This is a genomic window from Mesorhizobium sp. WSM4850 (assembly GCF_055811735.1).
In genome coordinates, this window is record NZ_JBVVPV010000131.1 from 1 (window position 1) to 1,341 (window position 1,341).

The 1,341-nt window shown below is 55.2% G+C and carries 1 protein-coding gene; it reads right to left on the reverse strand.

What is annotated here, in order from left to right; all coding sequences use genetic code 11:
* The coding region (gene ectB / locus AC0L2Z_RS35235) for a diaminobutyrate--2-oxoglutarate transaminase (RefSeq protein WP_473630622.1) at positions 1-1,323 on the reverse strand (1,323 nt) is incomplete at its 3' end.
* Between the last annotated feature and the right edge of the window lie 18 nt (positions 1,324-1,341).

Sequence of the window (1,341 nt, forward strand, 5' to 3'; positions counted from 1 at the left end):
GCCGGGAGTCGTTTCGGCGGGGTTGTTCTTCATATTGTCCTGTACAGCGCCAAGACTCTCGCGAACAATTGACAAACCGCGGCGCAGGTCCGCCTCGGTAATGGTGAGAGCAACAAGGAACTTGAGCACCTCGCTCCGCCCGCCACAAGTTTCGATCACCAAGCCGCGACTAAGAGCTTCCCGGGCGATTTGGACCGCCAATGAATGATGCTTTTGTGGTACGAGACCGTACATCAATCCGCGCCCCCGTACAGTCAGGCCAAGGCTGGGGAAATCCTTTGCGATTGACTTGAGTTCCTCCGCCAGGATCGCGGACTTGCGAGCGATTTCCTCCTCAAATTTCGTGTCGGCCCAATAGGTCTCAAGAGCCGTGCGAGCAGTAACGAAAGCAAGGTTATTGCCTCTGAACGTGCCGCTGTGCGCGCCAGGCGACCAAATATCCAGTTCAGGCTTCAGAAGAACGAGCGACATCGGCGTTCCGATTGCCGACAAGGACTTTGACAGAGTGACAATGTCAGGAACGATCTTAGCAGCTTCAAAACTGAAGAATTGTCCCGTGCGGCCGACACCTGCCTGGATGTCATCGAGGATCATCAGGATGCCATGCTTCGTGGTGAGGTCACGCAGCCTTTGCAGCCATTTAAAGCTTGCAGGATTGATGCCCCCTTCCCCTTGAACTGCTTCCAGAATGACCGCGGCAGGTTTATCGAGACCGCTGCTCGGATCGTTCAGCAGCTTTTCGAAGTAATCGAGCGTGTCAACGGAAGCGCCGAGATAACCATCGTAGGGCAAAAATGCCACGTGTGCGACGGGATAACCTGCGGCACTCCGGTACTTCTTGTTTCCAGTCGCAGCCAACGATCCAGCGCTAACGCCATGGAACGCATTGGTAAATGCAACGATATTTGCCCTGCCGGTCACCAAGCGCGCCAGCTTCAGCGCCGCCTCGACCGCGTTCGTACCTGTGGGGCCCGTGAACTGCAATTTGTAAGTCAGACCACGCGGCTTCAGAATACACTGCTCGAAGGTTTCGATAAATGCCTTCTTGGCACTCGTGGCAAGGTCAAGCCCATGCACAATGCCGTCGCGCTCGATGTAATCCAACAACGGCTTCTTGAAGGCGGGGTTATTATGGCCGTAGTTAAGGGCGCCTGCCCCGGCGAAAAAATCAAGATATTCACGACCGTCTGCACCTATGAGGGTAGTGCCAACCGCGCGATCGAAGAGGATCGGAAATGACCGGATGTAGCCACGCACCTCAGACTCGAGGCGCTCAAAAATCGCGATGCTCGCATCGTTCGAAGGCGAGAATTTCTTGTTCATAGCGGCAATCTCCTTGCT